This is a genomic window from Actinoplanes sp. NPDC026619 (assembly GCF_040638295.1).
Classification (GTDB): Bacteria; Actinomycetota; Actinomycetes; order Mycobacteriales; family Micromonosporaceae; genus Actinoplanes.
This window is the reverse complement of sequence record NZ_JBEZYA010000014.1, coordinates 1-16,536: the sequence shown is the minus strand read 5'-3', so window position 1 is coordinate 16,536 and position 16,536 is coordinate 1. Positions and strand designations below refer to the sequence as shown.

Below are 16,536 nucleotides of genomic sequence, written 5' to 3'. Positions count from 1 at the left end.
CATCGAAGCGTGGCCCGAAGGCTTTGTCGATCCAGATATCGCACGGTAGCGCCGGACACTTCGCCTCGCCGTCATCCGGACTCGGCGCCCAGGGCGACGTCGAAGCCGGCGCCGTTGCCTGCCAGGCCGACCAGAAGGATGCCGGCCCATTCGAGGGCGTGGGTCATCGCGAGGCCGCCGGCGTCGAGGGGCCGCATGTCCAAACTCTCCAGAAACGCCGCGACGCGTGCCTTTGCCTCGGCGCTGTCACCGGCGAAGAGTGCGTCCAGGGGCCGGTCTGCGGCAAGGACGCCGCGGAAGATCGAGTTGAAGGCCTTCACGACGTGTGTGCCCTCGGGGGTCGCGGCGGCGATCTGCTGGGACACCGAGTTGCCCGGGGTGGTCACGAGTCCGCTTGCGTCGGCATTGAACGGGTTGGTGATGTCGACGAGGATCTTGCCGGCCAGCGCCTCGCCGTAGTGCGTCACCACATCGACCGCGCCGGCGTAGAGGACGGCCACGATGACGATGTCACCCGCGGGCCGTGCGCCGAACGTGCCGACGGTGGCTCCGTTGCCGATCTGGTCGGCGAGCGCCCGGGCCTTGGGGGCGTCGCGGCTCATGAGTTCGACGGTGTGGCCGTGCTTCGCCGCCCGGGTGCCGATGGCGGCGGCCATGTTGCCCGAGCCGATGATGCTGATGGTGCTCATGACATGTCTTCCTTACTGGGTGTCGGGGCTCAGATAACCGTGGTGCCGCCGTCGGCGACCAACTCCATGCCGTTGACGTAGCTCGAGTCGTCCGAGGCGAGGAACAACGCGACCGACGCGATCTCCTCGGGGCGGCCCATCTCGCGCCGCGGGATCACGGACTCGAACTGCGCCTTCATCTGCGCGTCCATCACCCCCGCCATCATCGGCGAGGCGACCTGGCCGGGGGTCAGCACGTTCACCCGGATGCGCCGGTCCCTCAGCTCGGACACCCACACCCGTGCGTACGCGGGCAGCACGGCCTTGCTCGCCGCGTACACGCTCCAGTCGGGGTAGCCCCGGAGCGACGCGTTCGACCCGGTCATGAAGATCGAGCCGCCGTCGTTGAACAGCGGCAGCGCTTTCTGGACGGTGAACAGCGTGCCGCGCGCGTTCAGCGAGAAGGCGGCGTCGAACTGCTCCTCGGTGACCTCGCCGAGCCGGCCCTGCTTGCCCGTCCCGGCGCTGGCCCACAGCACGTCGATCGAGCCCTTTTCCTGCTTGACCGCCTCGAACAAGCGGTCCAGGTCATCGAGGTCGGCCGAATCGGCCTGCACGCCGGTGACGTTGCGGCCGATCAGCTTGACGGCCTCGTCCAGCGCGTCCTTCCGCCGGCCCGAGATGAAGACGTGCGCTCCCTCGTCGACGAACAGCTTGGCGCCGGCCAGCGCCATCCCGCTCGTCCCGCCGGTGATCACTGCGACCTTGCCATCGAGCTTTCCCACAACTGTCTCCGTCCGAGTTATGTACACCGATCTGCGTGCTTAACGTAACCGCCGATGGCGCGGGGCGCAAGCTATGCACACCGATCGGTACCCAAGGGGCTATGCTCGACGCGTGACAGAGGTGGAGAAGGGACCGCGGGGCATGCGCCGTGGCCGGGGCGCGCGGGAGCGGATCGTCAGCGCGTCACAGCAGCTGTTCCGCGATCAGGGCATCAACTGCACCGGCATGGACCAGCTCTGCGCGGTGGCCGAGGTGTCCAAGCGCACGCTTTACCAGCACTTCGCCGGCAAGGACGAGCTGATCGCCGAGTGCCTGCGCCGATTCGATCCGGACATCCTGCCCGAGGTGTTCGACCGCACCGACCTCACACCGCGCGAACGTCTCCTCGCTGCGTTCGAGGTGCACGCGCCCCTGTGCCCGTTCATCGCGGCGGCCGTCGAGATCCCCGACCCGGGCCACCCGGCGCGCGTTTACGCCCGCGACTACAAGAAAGCCTTTACCGCGCGGCTCACCGATGCCGCCCGCGAGGCCGGCGCCGCCGACCCCGAACAGCTCGGCGAGCAACTGGCGCTGCTGCTGGACGGCGCCTCGGCCCGCAGCCGGGTCCTCAACACCGAAACCCTCGCCACCGCCGCCGCCATCGCAGCCGTCCTCGTCGAGAACGCGATCCCTGGACAGCGCGTCTAGGGGCCTCAGACGAGGGCGATGGGCAGGACCAGGCCGGCGAAACGGATCAGCCGGCCGGCGAAGCATGCGGCGGCGAACTCCCAGTGCCGCAGGTCCGCAGTGCCGGCGGCGAGGCTGACCAGGGCCAGCGGCGGGAGCCCGACCGCGGCGGAGACGAAGACGGTCGGCAGGCCGGTGCGGCGGCCGGAGAGCCAGCGCCGCACCCGTTCGGTCCAGCGGGAGACCCGGTTCCGCCGCGCGAGCATTCGGTTCCACCGGCCCGTTCCGCGCCGCGCGGCCTCGAACAGGAGCAGCTTGCCGGTGGTCTGCCCGAACGCCAGCACGACGACGATGAGCACGGCGTGGCCGGTGCGGTGCCCGGCGACCACGGCGTAGGCCTCGGCGTTGACGACCGGGATGAGGGCGGAGGCAAAGCCGTAGCCGAGCGTCACCGTCGCCTCGACGAGACCGGTCACGCCCGGCCGTCCCGGTCGAGCAGCCGGGCCACCGCCACGGCCGACCACAGCTTGACCGCGAGAACGGCGAGCGCGACGGCCAGCGCCAGCCGGAACTGCCCGAACGCGACGGCGCCGATCACTCCGGCCGTGTTGACGGCCTTGGCCGCCGGCGACCAGTTCAGCGCCCATACGCGCCGGTCGACCCGGTGGAAGTAGTTGGGACTGACCAGCGGCCAGCACAGGAAGGCCAGCGAGAGCATGGTGTCGAGCACCATGAACGAGGGCAGGAACACCAGGGCCACGGCCGCGACCTCGGGCATCCGGGCGACCAGGCTCACGCAGAGTACGGCGGTGCACGCGCGGTCGCTCACGATGTCGAGGACGGCGCCCGCCCGGGTCTCCTGGTGGAGCCGGCGGGCGGCCAGACCGTCGAGCATGTCGCCGAGCCAATAGATGCCGTAGGCCACCACGAGCAACGGCACGGAGCCGGCGAGCAGGGCGGCGACACCGACGGTGACGGCGGCCAGCGTACGGATGACGGTGATGGCATTGGCAACGGTGCGGAACGGCCCGGCCCGGACGGCGGAGCGAGCGTCGACAAGAGTCATTCCCGTACGGTCCGCGGTGTGGGCCCCAGGGCGGAACGTGCTCCGGTGCCGACCTGTCCGCGGGGACGGTACCCAGGTACCTGTTCGGCTCTGGCCCCGATCGCGAGACTGGACGGGTGCTCACCACAGTCCAGGAATGGTCGCGCACCCCGGAGCGGGTGCGCACGGTCGCCAACGGGGCGGCCGGTCTGATCGTCGTGCTCGTGGTCGCGACCGTCGATGGGGGCGTGTCGATCCCGGCCGGCTGGCTGTGGCTCGTGCTGCCCGCCGGTGTCGCGGCCGTGGCCGTGCTTTCTGCCTACCAGTCCTTCGTCTTCGCGGTCTGCGCCGCGTTCGTGGCCGCCGTGAGCACCGGCGAGTCGGTTCAGCTGGGCCTGGCGGCCGCCGCCCTGGTGTTCCTGTCGACCGGTCAAGACCGGGCCCGGCGGCCCTGGCTGGGATGGGTGGGCGGGTTCGCGGGCGCGGCCGGAGCCCTCGCCGTCGCGCTGGCGCACCACCGCGAGCTGTACGGTCAGCCGTTCGTCTTCGTCGTGGTCGGCTACCTCCTGGCGACGTTGCTCCGCTCCTGGGCGCGGGCCGATGCCATCACCCGGGAAGCGGCCGAGTTGCGCGGCCAGGCAGCCTGGCTCGAGCAGCGCACCAACCTGGCCCGCGAGTTGCACGACGTGGTCGGCCACCACGTCACGGCCATGGTCGTGCAGGCCGAGGCCGGCCAGTTCAGCGGAGACCCGGCGGCCGCGCTGGCGACGATCGCGGACAGCGGCCGCACCGCGCTGCGCGACCTCGACACCCTGGTCGTGCACCTGCGCGATCCGAGCGCCGCGATCGTGGTGAGCCGGCCGCCGCATCTGTCCGACATCGACGAGTTGCTCGCGCAGCCGTTGCGCCAGCAGGGGGTGACGGTGCACGTCCACCTGGCCACCGATCCGGGCCTGGACGAGGTGAGCGCGCTGACCGCGTACCGCATCGCCCAGGAGGCCCTCACCAACATTGCCCGGCACGCCCGGGCCACGGCCGCCTGGGTCGAACTGGTGCGCGACGGCGCCGACGCCCGGCTGCGGATCAGCGACGACGGCATCGGTCCACCCGCGACTCCGCCGGCACGCGGTTCGGGCCTGCTCGGCATCGCGGAACGCGTGGACGCGGTCGGCGGTAGCTGGCAACTGAGCCGGCGGCCCGGCGGCGGCACACTGCTGGAAGTCAGCATGCCGGTGAGGCAACCGTGATCCGGGTGGCGATCGCCGACGACCAGGAGCTGGTTCGCGACGGTTTCAGCCTGATCCTGCGTTCACAGCCGGACATCCGGGTGGCCGCCGAGGTCGCCGACGGCCGGCAACTCCTCGACGCCGTGCGCCGCGACCCCCTCATCGACCTCGCCCTGGTCGACATCCGCATGCCGGTGCTCGACGGTTTGCAAGCCACCCGGGAACTGGCCGGCATCCCGCACGCGCCGGTCGTCATCATCGTCACCACCTTCGACGACGACGCGTATGTGCTGGACGCCATCGCCGCCGGTGCGCGCGGGTTCCTGCTCAAGCGGTGCAGTGGCCGCGACCTGATCGCCGCGGTGCGCACCGTCGCGGCCGGCGAGGCGATCCTCTCCGCCGAGGTCACCGGGGCGGTGCTCGACCGGGTCCGCTCGACCGGGCCGGCGACCCCCGTCGAGCTGACGCCCTACCGCCTGACCGCGAGGGAGACGGACGTGCTCACGTTGATCGGTTCCGGCCTCAACAACGACGAGATCGCCCGGCAGCTCCACCTCTCGATGAGCACGGTCAAGACGCACGTCGCCAACGTGCTGGCCAAGACCGGCACCCGTGATCGGGTCGGCGCCGCCATCCTGGCGATCCAGGCCGGCCTGTCGCGATGACGCCTATCGAGACCGCATCTGCTCGGCCACCCGCGTAAGCTCCGCTGCCTCGGTGGCGGGGGAGGGGTTGCCGAGCCCGCTGTTCGCGGCCGTCGGGCTCCGCAGGAAGCGCCGCAGCACGGCCACAAGCAGCCCTTCCGGCAGAGTGCGCAGCGCGGCGAACGCGCGCGGGACCGGCGGCGACGGCAGGACGGTCAGGTTCTCCCGGATGAGGCGGAGCATGCCGCGGACCGCGTCCGGATCGGCGGCCAGTGCGCTCGGGCCGCCCGCTGCGATCACCGCCTGCCCGAGTGGCACCACGAACGCGGCGTGCGTCTTGAGCCAGTCGTCCATCCGCGGCTCGGCCTTGGCGTTGATCCCGGCGGTGCGGAACGCCCGCACGATCCGTTCCAGCCGCGGGGTGGTCAGACCGCCGGGTTCGCCGACCGGCATCGGGACCCGGCGCGTCAGGAGGGTGGCCGCGCGGTAACGGATCACGTCACCGTCCATGGTGCCGGCGGCCGAGGGGAAGCCGAGCAGCACCCGCTCCGGGCCGATCGCCGCGCCCAGCGGCTCCGCGCCGGCCGCCCAGTTGAGCAGGAACAGCACGTCCCCGCTGAGGTCGGCGAGTGACTCCAGCACCGCGTCCATCTGATGGGCGCGGACGACGACGGCGGTCAGGTCATATCCGCCGGCCGGGTGCTCGACCACCGGCACCGGCACCCGCCGGACGGCCGGGCTGCGGGCCTCGGCGAGCTGTAAACCGTGCCGGCGCAGGGCTTCCAGGCGCTTACCCCGGGCCAGGAGCGAGACGTCGTGCCCGGCCTCATGCAGGCGGGCAGCGAGCAGGCTGCCGCAGACCCCGGCGCCGTAGACGAGCAGCTTCACGACAATCCCCTCGTACGCGGATTAAGTCATACGTTCGTTTGAATCGAACGTATGTAGAGTACGCACACGTGGCGCCACCCGACACCCGCACCCAGCTCCTCGACGCGGCCGAACGCCTCTTCGCCGAGCGCGGTTACCGCGGCACCTCGATCCGCGCGATTACCGAACTGGCCGGCGCGAACCTCGCCGCCGTCGGTTACCACTTCGGCTCGAAGTCGGACCTGCTGGCCGCGGTCGCCCGCCGCGTCATCGAGCCGATCAACGCCGCCCAGGCCGCCGGGCTCGACCGACTGCTCGCCCGGACGCCGGACCCGCAGGTCGCCGACCTGGTGGAGGCCTTCGTGGGGCCGCTGTTCGACGAGATGCCGGCCGGCGACGAGGGCGGCGCCCGGACGTCCCGGCTGATCGTGACGATCCTCAGCGACCCCGCCGAGGAGGTGCGCAACTGGATGGGCCCGGCCGAGGACGCGGTCCGCGATCGCTACGTGGCGGCCTTCGGGCGTGCGCTGCCCAGCCTCGCGGAGGCGGAGCTCTGGTTCCGGATGCGGGGGATTCTCGCGGTGACGGCCGTGGACCGCGTCGAGATCTACCACCGGCCCACCCCGGGCTGCTCGTCCCCGGTCGCCGGCGACGAGGCCCGGCGCTGGGCGCTCACGTTCCTGGCGGCAGCGATGAGCGCGCCACCGACCGCGACGCGGTAACTTTTCGGCGGCATCCGGGAACTCACACTGCGCTGCGGACAGTCACCAACGTGGATCTACCTACTCGAACTCAGCTCCGGGCCGGTGACCGGGCTGCCTTCGGCCTGCTGTTCGACGCCTTCGCGAGTGCCGTGCACCGGTACGCGACGCGCTGGACCGGCGACCCGTCGGCCGCCGAGGACGTGGTGTCCCTGACGTTCCTCGAGGCGTGGCGGCTGCACGAGAAGCTGCGGCCCGAGGGGGACAGCGTGCTGCCGTGGCTGCTCGGCATCGCCACCAACGTGCTGCGCAACACCGGCCGGTCGGCGCGGCGGCACCGCGATGCCCTGCAACGCATGCCCGCGCCGCCGCCCGTCCCGGATTTCGCGGACGAGCTGGTCGAGCGGGCGCACGACGCGGCCCGCCTCGCCGCGGCGAGGCGGGCGATCGAGCGGCTGCGCCGGGCGGAGCGGGAGGTGGTGCTGCTCTGCGTGTGGAGCGGCCTCGACTACGCCGGCGCGGCGGAAGCGCTCGGCGTGCCGGTCGGCACCGTGCGGTCCCGGCTGTCCCGGGCCCGCGAGAAACTCCGCAAACTCGTCGCGGCGGATCCGGAACTCTTACCCCGCTCCGAGACAGCTACAGGTGGCCGCGCGTTCGCGGCCCGGTCGAACCAGAAGGGCTAGCCGATGGACAAGGACATCGAGGAACTGCGCGGGCTGCTGCCGGCGCCGGTGTCGGCGGACCTCACGGCCGACCGTCACCTGTTGCTGAAGGAGCACCTGATGCAGGAATTCACGTCGCCCGCCGCCGCACACCCGCAGCGCCGACGGCGGCTGGTGGTGTCGCTCGTGGCCGCCACCGCGGTCGCGGCGCTGGCTGCGGTCGGCGCCGTGGCGGGGCTGCGCGGCGACCCGGCCGAGGCGCCGCCGACCCAGGCGCAGGCACCGGCGTCGTCGCCGGCGAGCCCGGCCGCGGTGCTTCCGGACACCCCGGTCGGCCGGTTCGCGACCCAGGTGGCCCTGGTCGCCCAGCAGTCCGACCTCACCGTGGGCAAGAACCAGTTCCTGTACGTGAAGAGCCGCATCGCCTTCCGCAACGGCGCGGAGAAAGACACGGATCTCGGGCTCGACCCGCTGCACGACCGCGAGATCTGGCTGCCGGGCGACGCGTCGAAGAACGCCATGGTCAAGGAGAACGGCCGCACCGAGCAGTTCAAGAGCGGCCAGACCAACGAGCAGCGCTTCGCCGGGCTGCCGACCGATCCGCACAAGCTGCTGGACAAGATCTACAAGGACACGGCCGGCACCGGCCACGGCCCGAACGAGGCGGCGTTCAACCAGATCCACTACTACCTCGTCGAGGCGCTGCCGCCCACGCCCGAACTGCTCGCCGCGCTCTACCAGGCGGCCGCCCTCATCCCGGGCGTGGAGAAGGTCGACGCGGTCGACGCGATCGGCCGGCACGGCGTGGCGCTCGCCCTGCACGACAAGTTCGACGGCTCGCGCAGTGAGTGGATCTTCAATCCGAAGACCTTCGCCTACCTGGGCGAGCGCAGCGTCCAGGTGGAGTCGAAGGACGGTCGCAAAGCCGGTGGGATCAACAGCACCACGGCTGTGCTCGCGGTCGCGGTGGTCGACAAGGCCGGCCAGACCAATTAGCACTTAGGCTGCGTTCGTGGAACGTGACGTCGTGGAGCGGGTGGCGGCTGCGGTCGCCACCCGCGAGCCCGTCAACGGCGTACGCATAGTGGGAATCGACGGCCCGAGCGGCGCCGGGAAGAGCAGCCTCGCCCGGCCGTTGGCCGAGGCGCTGAAGGCGCCGATCATCGAGATCGACGACTTCGTTTCGTGGAGCGACTTCGCCGGCTGGTGGCCACGCTTCGACTTGCCGTGGATGGCGCAGGAGGAGCGGTTCTTCGCGGCGGACGGCACCCGCGACCGAGCAGACCTGGTGATCGACACCGCTCGTTAAGATCTCGGCGCATGCCGCTGACGAACCCCTGGCTCACCGAACCCATGCCGGCCGCCCGGCTGCCGCGCGAGCGCCTCGAGGAACGCCTCCTCAACCTGCTCTCGTCGCAGAACATGTGCGTGCTGGCGACCACCGGCGACGACGGCCCGCTGGCCACGCCGGTGCGCTATTACTCACTCGGCTTCGCGGTGCTGTTCACGGCCGCGCCGCGCTCGCCGAAACTGCGCAACATCGCCGCCGACCCGCGCGTCTCGGTCGGCGTCTTCGCCCCGCTGACCGGCCTGGCCAGCAGCCGAGGCGCTCAGCTGTTCGGCGAGGCGCGCGTGCTCCCACCCGGCCACCCGGACCGCGAGCACTACTGGGCGGCGTTCCGCTGGGAGAACGAACACGCCGAACGAGGCCGCCCCCTGACCGACCCACCCCAGGACACCCTGGTGGTCATCGACCCCACCCGCATCGTCTACACCGAGCACTGGCTGCGGCGCGAGGGCTACGCCGCCCGCCAGTTCTGGAAGCCGTTGCCTTTATAAGCATGGTTATAATAACCGTACCTATATGAGGGTCGTGCTGATGGAAAAGCCAACGGAGATCTTCGACCGCGACAGCGAGTGGGCCGAGCTGGTGCGCCACGCGACTGTGAAGCGGTCCGGCGCCACGCTCGGAGTTGTGTCTGGGCGTCGTCGGCAGGGGAAGACGTTCCTGCTCGACGCCTTGGTCAGGACGGCCGGCGGGTTCATCTTCACCGCCACCGAGTCATCGGCGGCAGATGCGCTGCGCCAGTACGGCGAGGCGCTCGGCGGCTATCTGCGCGAACCGACCCCGCTGCGTTTCGCCAACTGGGACGAAGCGATCGCCCGCACCATGACCCTCGCGCCGAACGGGCCGCTTCCCGTCGTCATCGACGAGTTTCCGTTCCTGGCCCGGGTGAGCCCCGAGCTCCCGTCGATCATCCAGCGGGCGCTCGAACCGGCCGGCCAGCGGTCGAACACCCAGGTCCGGCTGCTGCTGTGCGGATCGGCGTTGTCGTCCATGGGCGGTCTTCTGTCCGGCACCGCCCCGCTGCGTGGACGTGCCGGGCTGGAACTGATGGTGCCGACGCTGGACTACCGCACCGCCGCCCGGTTCTGGCAGATCGACGACCCGCGCACCGCGCTGCTGGTCAACGCGATCGTCGGCGGCACGCCGGCGTACCGGCACGAGTTCATCCAGGACGACACCCCCACGGGGCCGGACGACTTCGACGCCTGGGTGGTCCGTGCCGTGCTGAACCCGGCCCGTCCGCTGTTCCGTGAGGCCCGCTATCTGCTCGCCGAGGAACCCGACATCCGAGATGTCGCGCTCTACCACTCGGTGCTGGCCGCCATCGCGGACGGCCGCACCCGGCGAGGGGAGATCGCCAATTTCCTGGGACGGCAGTCCACCGACCTGGCCCACCCGCTCAGCGTTCTGGAGGACGTCGGGCTGGTCGTGCACGAGGAGGACGCTTTCAAAAGTAATCGGAGCGTCTACCGGATCGCCGAACCCCTGGTCAGCTTCTACCACGCGGTCATGCGGCCGGTGTGGGGCGATCTCGAACGCGCCGGCCGGGCGGCGCAGGTCTGGCCGCGGGTTCAGCCGACGTTCCTGAGCAAGGTCTTGGGGCCGCACTTCGAGGCGGTCTGCCGGGCCTGGGCGCGCTGGGAGGCCGGCCCGGAGGTGTTCGGTGGCTACCCGACCAGGGTCGCGGCCGGCGTCGTCAACGATCCGCAAGCGCAGAGCCGGCGCGAGGTGGACCTGGTCGTCTTCGGCCGGGACGGCCACAACCAGGAGGAACTGCTCGGCATCGGCGAGGCCAAATGGAACGAGACCGTCGGCGTGGGCCATTTGGAACGCCTGCAGCGCATCCGGACCCTTCTCCCCGGACGGCCGGGCCCGGCCGACGGATGCCGTCTGGTCCTGTTCAGCGGCGCCGGGTTCAGCCCGGAACTTCAGGAGCGTGCGGCTGTGGACCCAGTGGTCCAGCTCGTCGGCCTGGATCGCCTGTACGGCTGATCAAGGACGTACGCAAGACTGTCGGTATGGCCGTGATTCGGTGTGACTTCTTTGCTGAGACGCTCGAGCTCAGCACCTCGATGACCGTCGTGCTGCCGCAGGAGGGGGACACGCCGCCGCCGGTTCTCTATCTGCTGCACGGCCTTACCGACGATCACACCGCGTGGACGCGGTTCACCTCGATCGAGCGGTACGCCCACGACAAGGGGCTCGCCGTCGTCATGCCGGCCGTGCACCGCAGCTTCTACGCCAACGAGGCGGTCGGCCTGCGCTTCTGGGACTTCCTGTCGGTGGAGCTGCCGGCCGTCGTCGACCGGTTCTTCAAGGTGTCCACCGCGCGGTCGGACACGTACGTGGCGGGGCTGTCGATGGGTGGTTACGGGGCGTTCAAGTGGGCGCTGCACGACCCCGGCCGGTTCGCGGCGGCGGCCAGTCTTTCCGGTGCGCTGGACCTCGCGTACATCCAGGAGTTTGATCTTCGGCCGCATATCCGTGAGCTGGTGCCGCGGGTCTTCGCGGACCGGGAGGTCCGTGGTGGGGACGAGGATCTGCTGCACCTGATCGAGACCGTCGAGCCGGCCACGCTGCCGCGGCTGATGCTGCGCTGTGGCAGTGAGGACCACCTGGTCAAGCAGAACGAGCGGTTCGTGGCGGCGGCCGAGGCCGCGGGCGTGCCGCTGGACGCCGGCTTCAGCCCGGGCGAGCACGAGTGGCAGTTCTGGGACGACCAGATTCGCGTGGTGCTCGACTGGATGCTGCCGAAAGGCTAGGCAGCCTGCCTGCGGGCCGTCTTCTCGGCGTACATCGCGGCGTCGGCCGCGCCGAGCAGCGAGTGCGGGTTCGGGTGCTCCACCGTGCTCCATGCCGCGTGGCCGACGCTGACCCCGAAGTGAACGGCCTCGCCGTTCCAAAGGACCGGTTCCTCGGCCAGCCTGCGCAACCGGTGGCCGAGGATGTCGGCCTCACCCCCGAGTTCGGTGGCCAGCACCACGAACTCGTCGCCGCCGAGGCGTGCCGCCGTGTCCGCCGGGCGGATGGTGGCGGTGAGGCGGTGGGCGAACTCGACCAGGATCAGGTCGCCGGCCGCGTGGCCGTACCGGTCGTTGACCTGCTTGAAGCCGTTGAGGTCCAGGTAGAAGACCACCGGGCCGAGCTCGGCGGCGCGCAGCAGCGCCAGCTCCAGCTGGGCGTGCAGCGCCGCCCGGTTGGCCAGCCCGGTGAGCGGGTCGTGCTCGGCCTGGTGGGCCAGCGCGCCCTTGATGCGTTCCTGCTCGCGGACCACGAAGACGAAGCGCATCAGGATGAACGTGGTGAGCAGGGCGATCGAGACGAACAGCGAGACCCGGCTGACCAGCGTGTCGAACGAGTGCAGCCCGGTCACCGTGGGTTGCACGACCAGGGCGATGCCCAGGAACACCACCCGGGCCGGATGCAGCCGCTGCGCCGCCGTGTTGTCCGGTTCGGCGACCTTGGCCGCGTTGCGGTGCACGATCGCCGCCGCCAGCAGGCTGTTCGCGAGCAGCAGCAGGCCGTCGAACCGGTCGGCCTGGCCCGAACGCGACAGGTCCGGGAACAGGACCGGCAGCAGGGAGATGCTGATGTCGCCGATCAGGGTCAGCGTCAGGGCCGAGACCAGGTAACGGGCCGGGCCGCGGGTGCGGCCGGGGGCGAAGACCAGGATCGCGGTGGCGGCGAAGAACATCACGTCGCCGAACGGGTAGAGCGCTCCGACGAACATCGCGAGCGACAGGTCCTGATTCTCGGCCGCGGGCAGGATGAGGAACTGCCAGAACAGCCAGGCCACCACGGTCGTCATGGCGGCGGCGTCGAGCATGCCGTCGCGCAGCCGGCCGGGCGCCCGCAGCCGCACCATCCTGATCATGGCGACCACCAGGAACGGATAACCCGACAACCACAGCAGGTCAGAGGGGGTGACATCACCGAGCGGGCCGGCGATCCGATCGTGTACGTCATACAGGATGTCGCCGGCGAGCCACAGGGTCAGCGCGATCGCGACCAGGCGGTAGGCGGGCGCGCTGGGTCCGGCGATGTGCCGTAGCCCGTACCAGGCCGACGCCACCACCACGGTGAATCCGATGAGATACGCGATGTGGGCGGCGTTCGTTCCCGGCACGAAGACCGAGACCGAACCCATGACCGCGGCGAAGACCGGGATCGCGGCGGCCGGGACACGTCTCATGCGCGACTTATCGGTCCCCGGCCGCCCCGAGTGAAGATCTTCTAGGAATCGTCGCGGGTCTGCTCCGCCAGGAAGCGCTCCAGCTCGGCGCCCAGCTCCTCGGCCGTCGGCAGCGGCGCGTCCGTCTCGGCCAGCAGGTTCTGCTCGCGGCCGCGCAGGAACGCGTCATATTGCGCCTCGAGCGAGCTGACCAGCCGGGCGGCCTGTTCGTCGTCGGCGATCTGCTTGTCGATGTCGGCGCGCACCACTTCGGCGGCCTTGCGCAGTTGGTTGGTGGGCAGCGCCAGGCCGGTGCTCGACGACACCGAGTCGGCGAGCAGCTCGGCGGCCGCCGGATAGCTGGTCTGTGCCAGGTAATGCGGGACGTGCGCGGCGTACCCCAGAGCGTCCTTGCCGGCCTGGCCGAGCCGGAACTCGAGGAGGTTGCCGACGCTGGCCGGCACCTGAACCCGCTGCAACCATGACTCCCGGTCACCGAGCAGGCTCTGGTCGGTGGCGTGCGCGGTGACGCTGACCGGGCGGGTGTGCGGCACGGCCATCGGGATCGCGTTGAGACCGACGACCAGCTTGACCCCGAGCTGGTCGATGAGCCCGATCACGGCCGCGATGAAACGCTCCCACTGCAGGTCGGGCTCGGGGCCGGCGAGCAGCAGGAACTCGGCGCCGAGCTGGTCGCGCACCAGGTGCAGGGCGAGGCTGGGCTGCTCGTACGACTCCCAGTGGTCCTCGACGAAGATCATCGGTGGGCGGCGGGAGCGGTAGTCGAGCAGCTGGTCGAGGTCGAATGTCGCGACGACCTGGGTATCCAGGGTGTCCAGCAGATTTTCGCGAAACAGCTGGATCGCGCTGCCCGCGTCGACGAACCCGGTGAGCGCCTGGACCAGTACGGGCTTGTCCAGGGCCGGTAGGTCGTCAGCCAACGCGTAGAGCTCGGTTGGGTCGAGCATCTCGACGACCTCCTGTGCTTCAAATTTCGGGTAACCACACGTAACAACCACCGGCCACGGATCATTCCGGACATCGCTAGATCTTGCCAAAGGTGCGATAGATCTCAGCCTGGCGACAACCGATCTTCAACCCTCGCGTGCACGTGCATCCGCACGGCACAATGGCACGAGATCTTCCCCCCTCAAGGTCGGCACAGTCCGTTCGGAGCGTGATCTGGTGAGCGAGCCCGCCAATCTGCCCGCCGTGAAAGAACCCATCCCCGAGACCGAGGCCCCGCCCGGCACACTGTGGTCGCGCATGAAGGCCGACCCGCAATACGCTCCTGAGCACCTCGCTCTGGAAGCGGTGCGCCGGCTCGGCCCCGAAGCAGCCCAGTGGGCCGAGCGTACGCGTTTGGACCACCCCGGCATCACCCCCGATGAGCTCGCCGACCTGGCCGTCCGGCGTTTCACCACCCTGGCCCGCATCTCCGGGGCCGTCTCCGGCGCCACCGGCCTGCCCGGTGCGGTCCTCGACGTCGGCGTCCTGGCCTGGACCCAGTCCCGGATGACACTGCACATCGCAGCTTCGTACGGTCTCGACCCCGCCGCCACCGAGCGCGCCAGCGACCTTCTGGTGCTGCAACGGGTGCACAAGGTCGCCGAGACCGCCCGGCTCGCGCTGGGCGTGGCCGCGGGCCGCGAGCGAGCCAGCCGCTTCTTCACCGATGTGGCCGGCCGCCCGATCACCGGCGTGATGCTCAAGCTGACCGTCCGGCTCGCCCAGATGGCCGGCATCCGCGCCGGCCGCCGGGTGTTCGCCAAGATCATCCCTGGCGCCGCGGTCATCCTCGGCACCTGGGTCAACTCGGCCGCCACGAAAGACCTGGCCAAACGCGCCCGCGAGCGATTCAGCCGGGCGTAGGGCCTGTCCTGCCGCACACCCAGACGGCGGCTGGGCCTCGCCTCGCTCCCACGTGACCGGCAGGACAGGCCCTAAGCAAAATCCCGTTCCGGACGATTTGACCCTCGACAGGGCCAGGTCTGGACGGGAGGCGGCGGGTGCGTCGTTGGCTGTTGCTGGGCGGCAGCGCTGTCTTGCTGCTGCTGGGCGGCTGCAAGTCCAGCGCGACCACCAGCGCGACCGCGATTCCGTCGGCGACCGGCAAGCCCTGGGTGATCACCACGCAGGGCAGCGCCACACCGTCCGCGACCGGCAGCGTCTGGACCGCCACGACCAGCGCGTTTCCGAGCGGCTTCCTGCCACTGCCGTCGACCACCACGACTCCGCCGCCCACCCCCACCGGCGGCTGCACACCGGACAACGGCCGCGGCACCATCGCCGGCGCCACCGTCGTGCCCGGCAGCACCAGCGCCGCCGTCACGTTCTTCAACCCCGGGGGCGCCACTCTCCAGCAGTTCCGGGTCACCGCGATCAACGAGGACCTGGTCAGCGGCGCGCAGCGCGACGTCGGCTGGACGGTCGTCACCCCCGGCACCGCCTGCAACTACCAGACCGTGACGGTCACCGGCCTCACCGCGAAGACCCACTACGTCTTCTCGGTCGACGCCGTCTGGTCGAGCATCGGCGGCCGCGACGGCACGACGGCGAGCACTATTGCCCGCTCCGGAGTGGTGTCAACGACGTGAACGGCCGCCACCCGGTCCGCAACGCCTTACCGATGTCCAGCACCATCCCGTCGGTGACCTGGTCGATGCCGTACCGGGTGAGCGCCGGCCCCGCCACCAGCGAGGCCGCGCGAGCAACGCCGATCGGCACATGCCGCACCGGCACGCCCAGCACGGCCCCGACCGCGGCATCCCGCTGATAGACGCGGTCGTCCGCGATGTTGTAGGCGCCGCCCGGCCAGCCGATCGCCGCGAGACAGGCGGACGCGAGGTTCTCCACCGCGGTGAGGCTGAGCGGCACATCCGGCCCGGGCAGCCAGGCCCGGCCGCCGCGCACGGTCCGCCGCAGCCGCGGCATCAGGTGCGGGTCACCGTCGCCGTAAACGGCACGAGGCCGCAGAACAACGGCGCCGAAGTCAAGAGCAAGCAATTCCCCAGCCGATTTCGTACGCCCATAAGCCGTCCGCTGCCCCTCAACCGGATGATCCTCCCGAATCGCCCCGGTATACGGCCCCGGCCGATAGACGCTGGCGCTGCTGACCCACACGACGGGCCTTTGCCCGGCGGCCTCGAGCAGCCGCCGCGTCCCGCCAACGTTCACGGCGCGAAAGGCGGCTTCGGTGCGCCGGCCCGGCCGCGGGTCGCCGACCGCCGCCGCGAGATGCAGCACCGCATCGACGCCGGCCATATCGGGAATGTCGCCCGTCGTGGCGTCCCAGAAGACGTGCTTCCCCACAGGCCCGGGCCGCCGTCCCACACTGACCACCTCGGCCCCCGACGCAGCCGCGAGCCGCGCCACGTGGCCCCCACAGAAACCACTCGCGCCCGTAATCGCGACCCGCACGCGCCTCACCTCCCACTTCTTCGGCGTCCCGGTCCGCCTGCGCCCCGTCGCACTCCGCATAGCCAGGCCCTCAAGGAAACCGGGCTGGTCTGCATTCCGAGGCCCCGGCTTCGCGGAAGTCGGGCTTTGGCTGCGGTCCGGGACCGCGATTTCGCGGATATCGGGCCCGCACCCTCCGAGGCCCGCTTTTCAAGGGAACCGGGCTCTGGTCTGCACTTCGAGGCACCGGTTTCAAGGACTCGGCTTTTAAGGTGTTCTTGAGTCTTTTGGGTGGTTGCGTGGGGGGACTTTTTGGACGGGGTGACGGGGTGCTCGGCTGGTTTTGCGGCCGG

Annotated in this window: 20 protein-coding genes; 12 read left to right on the top strand and 8 right to left on the bottom strand. The window is 70.6% G+C overall.

Annotated features, from left to right (window positions below; genetic code table 11):
• Positions 1-71: 71 nt before the first annotated feature.
• The gene (locus tag AB0E90_RS27765; RefSeq protein ID WP_360411786.1) at positions 72-689 is read right to left on the bottom strand and encodes an NAD(P)-binding domain-containing protein; all 618 of its coding nucleotides are present in this window, start codon (positions 687-689) and stop codon (positions 72-74) included.
• 29 nt (positions 690-718) lie between these two features.
• Positions 719-1,453: an SDR family oxidoreductase gene (locus AB0E90_RS27760; protein ID WP_360411783.1), complete on the bottom strand. Its 735-nt coding sequence runs from the start codon at positions 1,451-1,453 to the stop codon at positions 719-721.
• A gap of 112 nt (positions 1,454-1,565) precedes the next feature.
• Here AB0E90_RS27760 and AB0E90_RS27755 point away from each other — a divergent pair, with 112 nt between their 5' ends.
• Positions 1,566-2,141: a helix-turn-helix domain-containing protein gene (locus AB0E90_RS27755; protein WP_360411780.1), complete on the top strand. Its 576-nt coding sequence runs from the start codon at positions 1,566-1,568 to the stop codon at positions 2,139-2,141.
• A gap of 5 nt (positions 2,142-2,146) precedes the next feature.
• Here AB0E90_RS27755 and AB0E90_RS27750 read toward each other — a convergent pair whose 3' ends face one another.
• Both AB0E90_RS27750 and AB0E90_RS27745 read right to left on the bottom strand, forming a co-directional pair.
• A complete protein-coding gene (locus AB0E90_RS27750) occupies positions 2,147-2,596 on the bottom strand; it encodes a VTT domain-containing protein (protein ID WP_360411777.1) in 450 nt (149 codons plus the stop codon).
• Positions 2,593-3,186 carry a CDP-alcohol phosphatidyltransferase family protein gene (locus AB0E90_RS27745; protein ID WP_360411774.1) on the bottom strand — a complete coding sequence of 198 codons (594 nt, stop codon included), beginning with the start codon at positions 3,184-3,186 and terminating at the stop codon, positions 2,593-2,595. Before AB0E90_RS27745 ends, AB0E90_RS27750 begins: the two co-directional genes overlap by 4 nt.
• Before the next feature lie 116 nt (positions 3,187-3,302).
• On the opposite strand from AB0E90_RS27745, the gene AB0E90_RS27740 reads away from it, so the two are divergent.
• Positions 3,303-4,412: a sensor histidine kinase gene (locus AB0E90_RS27740; protein ID WP_360411771.1), complete on the top strand. Its 1,110-nt coding sequence runs from the start codon at positions 3,303-3,305 to the stop codon at positions 4,410-4,412.
• A complete protein-coding gene (locus AB0E90_RS27735) occupies positions 4,409-5,056 on the top strand; it encodes a response regulator transcription factor (RefSeq protein WP_360411768.1) in 648 nt (215 codons plus the stop codon). Before AB0E90_RS27740 ends, AB0E90_RS27735 begins: the two co-directional genes overlap by 4 nt.
• A 3-nt stretch (positions 5,057-5,059) precedes the next feature.
• Here the strand turns inward: AB0E90_RS27735 and AB0E90_RS27730 are convergent, their stop codons facing one another.
• On the bottom strand, positions 5,060-5,923 hold the full coding sequence (locus tag AB0E90_RS27730; RefSeq protein WP_360411765.1) for a 2-dehydropantoate 2-reductase N-terminal domain-containing protein: 864 nt from the start codon (positions 5,921-5,923) through the stop codon (positions 5,060-5,062).
• Positions 5,924-5,991: 68 nt separating this feature from the next.
• Between AB0E90_RS27730 and AB0E90_RS27725 the strand changes: the two genes are divergently transcribed.
• The 7 genes from AB0E90_RS27725 to AB0E90_RS27695 are packed head-to-tail and all read left to right on the top strand — an operon-like array spanning position 5,992 to position 11,375.
• Positions 5,992-6,624, top strand: coding sequence for a TetR family transcriptional regulator (locus AB0E90_RS27725; RefSeq protein WP_360411762.1), 633 nt, complete (start codon positions 5,992-5,994; stop codon positions 6,622-6,624).
• A gap of 50 nt (positions 6,625-6,674) precedes the next feature.
• A complete protein-coding gene (locus AB0E90_RS27720; RefSeq protein ID WP_360411760.1) occupies positions 6,675-7,286 on the top strand; it encodes an RNA polymerase sigma factor in 612 nt (203 codons plus the stop codon).
• A gap of 3 nt (positions 7,287-7,289) precedes the next feature.
• On the top strand, positions 7,290-8,261 hold the full coding sequence (locus tag AB0E90_RS27715; protein WP_360411757.1) for a CU044_5270 family protein: 972 nt from the start codon (positions 7,290-7,292) through the stop codon (positions 8,259-8,261).
• A gap of 16 nt (positions 8,262-8,277) precedes the next feature.
• Entirely contained in the window at positions 8,278-8,574 is a 297-nt protein-coding gene (locus AB0E90_RS27710; protein ID WP_360411754.1) for a hypothetical protein, read from the top strand.
• Between the two features lie 11 nt (positions 8,575-8,585).
• The gene (locus AB0E90_RS27705; protein WP_360411751.1) at positions 8,586-9,104 is read left to right on the top strand and encodes a pyridoxamine 5'-phosphate oxidase family protein; all 519 of its coding nucleotides are present in this window, start codon (positions 8,586-8,588) and stop codon (positions 9,102-9,104) included.
• A gap of 40 nt (positions 9,105-9,144) precedes the next feature.
• The gene (locus tag AB0E90_RS27700; protein ID WP_360411748.1) at positions 9,145-10,605 is read left to right on the top strand and encodes an ATP-binding protein; all 1,461 of its coding nucleotides are present in this window, start codon (positions 9,145-9,147) and stop codon (positions 10,603-10,605) included.
• A gap of 26 nt (positions 10,606-10,631) precedes the next feature.
• A complete protein-coding gene (locus tag AB0E90_RS27695) occupies positions 10,632-11,375 on the top strand; it encodes an alpha/beta hydrolase family protein (protein WP_360411745.1) in 744 nt (247 codons plus the stop codon).
• Here the strand turns inward: AB0E90_RS27695 and AB0E90_RS27690 are convergent.
• Both AB0E90_RS27690 and AB0E90_RS27685 read right to left on the bottom strand, forming a co-directional pair.
• On the bottom strand, positions 11,372-12,805 hold the full coding sequence (locus tag AB0E90_RS27690) for a GGDEF domain-containing protein (protein ID WP_360411742.1): 1,434 nt from the start codon (positions 12,803-12,805) through the stop codon (positions 11,372-11,374). The two genes, AB0E90_RS27695 and AB0E90_RS27690, sit on opposite strands and share 4 nt — an antisense overlap.
• Positions 12,806-12,846: 41 nt before the next feature.
• Positions 12,847-13,752 (bottom strand): PAC2 family protein, encoded by a 906-nt coding sequence (locus AB0E90_RS27685; protein ID WP_360411739.1) that lies wholly within the window; start codon positions 13,750-13,752, stop codon positions 12,847-12,849.
• Positions 13,753-13,969: 217 nt separating this feature from the next.
• Here AB0E90_RS27685 and AB0E90_RS27680 point away from each other — a divergent pair, with 217 nt between their 5' ends.
• Entirely contained in the window at positions 13,970-14,656 is a 687-nt protein-coding gene (locus AB0E90_RS27680) for an EcsC family protein (protein ID WP_360411736.1), read from the top strand.
• 137 nt (positions 14,657-14,793) lie between these two features.
• Entirely contained in the window at positions 14,794-15,381 is a 588-nt protein-coding gene (locus AB0E90_RS27675; protein ID WP_360411733.1) for a hypothetical protein, read from the top strand.
• Here the strand turns inward: AB0E90_RS27675 and AB0E90_RS27670 are convergent.
• Positions 15,347-16,204 (bottom strand): NAD(P)-dependent oxidoreductase, encoded by an 858-nt coding sequence (locus AB0E90_RS27670; protein ID WP_360411730.1) that lies wholly within the window; start codon positions 16,202-16,204, stop codon positions 15,347-15,349. The genes AB0E90_RS27675 and AB0E90_RS27670 overlap by 35 nt on opposite strands.
• Between the last annotated feature and the right edge of the window lie 332 nt (positions 16,205-16,536).